Genomic DNA, 2,635 nt, shown 5'->3' with positions numbered 1-2,635 from the left:
GCGCCGCGCGTCCTCTTGGACGCGCAAAGGACGCTGTGGCACTTATGATTTGGCGCATGATCCTTTCCGAAAATCGATACCGATTTTCGGGGTCGTGCGCTGCGCGAAATATCCATGTGAGAGTTTTCCGGGAAAACAAAAAATGCCGCCGCCGCGAAGCTTCGCGGCACGGGGTTTCAGGTTTTCTGCCCTGCCTCGCCAGGAGGTCAGGGCCTTACCGGGACTGAGCGTAAGTGGACATCCACTCTCCATTGGAATGGACCTCCTATAGGCGAACGCGGCTGAAAAGGCCAGTCCGCGGCTTTGCGCTTGTGTTTTTTGGGCGCTTGTCTCTTTTGGCGGTTTGCACTAGCGAAGTTGCACACCAAAGTGTGCGAAACACATTATCCGCAGTTCCAATACGCAGGCCACCATGTCCCTCATCGACACCCGCACGCCCGACGCCAAGCGCCTTGTTTCCGGTGCCACCGGCGACTGGGAGATCATCATCGGCCTCGAGGTCCATGCCCAGATTACATCGGAAGCAAAGCTGTTTTCCGGCGCCTCGACCGCTTTCGGCGCGGCGCCCAACGCCAATGTCAGCCTGGTCGATGCGGCGATGCCCGGCATGCTGCCGGTCATCAACGAGGAATGCGTCAAGCAGGCGATCCGCACCGGCCTTGGGCTGAAAGCGCAGATCAACCACAAGTCGGTCTTCGATCGGAAGAACTACTTCTATCCAGACCTGCCGCAGGGCTACCAGATCTCGCAGTTCAAGCAGCCGATCGTCGGCGAGGGCACGGTGATCGTTTCCGTTGGCCCCGATCGTCAGGGCGAATTCGAGGACATCGAGGTCGGCATCGAGCGGCTGCATCTGGAGCAGGATGCCGGAAAGTCGATGCACGACCAGCATGTGACCATGTCCTATGTCGACCTCAACCGCTCCGGCGTGGCGCTGATGGAGATCGTCTCCAAGCCCGACATGCGCTCGGCCGACGAAGCCAAGGCTTATGTCACCAAGCTGCGCACCATCGTGCGCTATCTCGGCACCTGCGACGGCAACATGGACGAAGGTTCGATGCGCGCCGACGTCAACGTTTCGGTGCGCAAGCCGGGCGGCGAGTTCGGCACGCGCTGCGAGATCAAGAACGTCAACTCGATCCGCTTCATCGGCCAGGCCATCGACTACGAGGCGCGCCGGCAGATCGCCATTCTCGAGGATGGCGGCAAGATCGACCAGGAGACGCGGCTGTTCGACGCCGCCAAGGGCGAGACGCGTTCGATGCGCTCCAAGGAAGAGGCACATGATTACCGCTACTTCCCCGATCCGGACCTCTTGCCGCTGGAATTCGACCAGGCCTATGTCGATGCGCTGGCCAAGGAATTGCCGGAACTGCCAGACGACAAGAAGGCGCGGCTGATCGCGTCGCTCGGCCTGTCGGCCTATGACGCCTCGATCCTGGTTTCGGAAAAGCCGATCGCCGACTATTTCGAGAAGGTGGCCGCCGGCCGCGACGGCAAGCTCGCCGCCAACTGGGTCATCAACGATCTGCTCGGGCAATTGAACAAGGCCGGAAAAGACATTGAAAACGCTCCGGTTTCTCCCGAGCAGCTTGGCGCGGTCATCGATCTGATCAAGGACGGCACCATTTCCGGCAAGATCGCCAAGGACCTGTTCGAGATCGTCTGGAATGAGGGCGGCGATCCGCGCCAGCTGGTCGAGAGCCGTGGCATGAAGCAGGTCACCGACACCGGCGCCATCGAGAAGGCCGTAGACGAGGTGATCGCAGCCAACCCCGACAAGGTCGAACAGGCGCGCGCCAAGCCGAGCATGGCCGGTTGGTTCGTTGGCCAGGTGATGAAGGTGACCGGCGGCAAGGCCAATCCACAAGCGGTCAACGACCTCGTCAAGACCAAGCTGGGCATCGAGTAGCGCGGTGTTTGTCCGCACCGCAGGTGAACGTGATCTGACGGCCATCCGGGCGCTGCTGGTCGAAACCTGGCACACGACCTATGACGCGGTCTATGGCCCTGATCGGATCGACCGGGTCATCGAGGATTGGTGTTCGCCGGCGAAATTGAGAGCTAGCCTTGAGCGGCCGAATGCCGAATTCCTGGTCGCAGACGACGGCAAGCGCATTGGCGGCGTCGCCTATGCCGAAAGCGTCGAAGGCGGCACCGTGGTCGACCTGCAACAGCTCCATGTCGCACCCGACCTGCAAGGCCGGGGCATCGGCGGGATGTTGCTCGATGAGGTGATCGAGAATTTTCCGGAAGCCCGCTCTCTACGCATCGAGGTCGTGGAGCAGAACAGGCGTGCGGTCGCCTTCTATCTGGCCAACGGCTTTGCCGAGATTGGCGGGGCCGACAATTATGGGCCGGCGCAGTCCGGGATTGCTGCGTTGATTCTTGAGCGGATGCTGACCGCCTGAGCGCTCGATGATCGCGCGATTGCATCACGTTGTTGCGAGTGGACCCTCGAGCGCACGGCTTTCATTTGACGGCGCAAATATCGAGCGCAAAGCTGTGGCCGCTGACCCCAGCCATGATCGGTGTTTGACCGGTGGCATGCGAGGCACCTTGGGGAATCGTCATGCCAAGCTTGCCGGAACTGATGCCGACACAGGTGTCGGACGAGACCTTTGGCAGCGTCACC

General features: G+C 61.1%; 2 protein-coding genes. Both read left to right on the top strand.

What is annotated here, in order from left to right:
- Positions 1 to 412: 412 nt before the first annotated feature.
- Positions 413 to 1,912, top strand: a complete 1,500-nt coding sequence (gene gatB, locus EN932_RS33565; RefSeq protein WP_127370184.1) for an Asp-tRNA(Asn)/Glu-tRNA(Gln) amidotransferase subunit GatB — start codon at positions 413 to 415, stop codon at positions 1,910 to 1,912.
- Positions 1,913 to 1,916: 4 nt separating this feature from the next.
- Positions 1,917 to 2,411, top strand: a complete 495-nt coding sequence (locus tag EN932_RS33560; protein WP_127370185.1) for a GNAT family N-acetyltransferase — start codon at positions 1,917 to 1,919, stop codon at positions 2,409 to 2,411.
- Positions 2,412 to 2,635: the final 224 nt, after the last annotated feature.

The organism is Mesorhizobium sp. M7A.F.Ca.US.002.01.1.1 (assembly GCF_004022955.1).
GTDB lineage: Bacteria > Pseudomonadota > Alphaproteobacteria > Rhizobiales > Rhizobiaceae > Mesorhizobium > Mesorhizobium ciceri.
Note: the sequence above shows the minus strand (reverse complement) of the source record. Positions and strands in the feature narration are given on the sequence as shown.

Excerpts from the sequence above, each read along its gene's own strand:
- gatB (WP_127370184.1), top strand. The coding sequence starts at position 413 with ATGTCCCTCATCGACACCCGCACGCCCGACGCCAAGCGCCTTGTTTCC.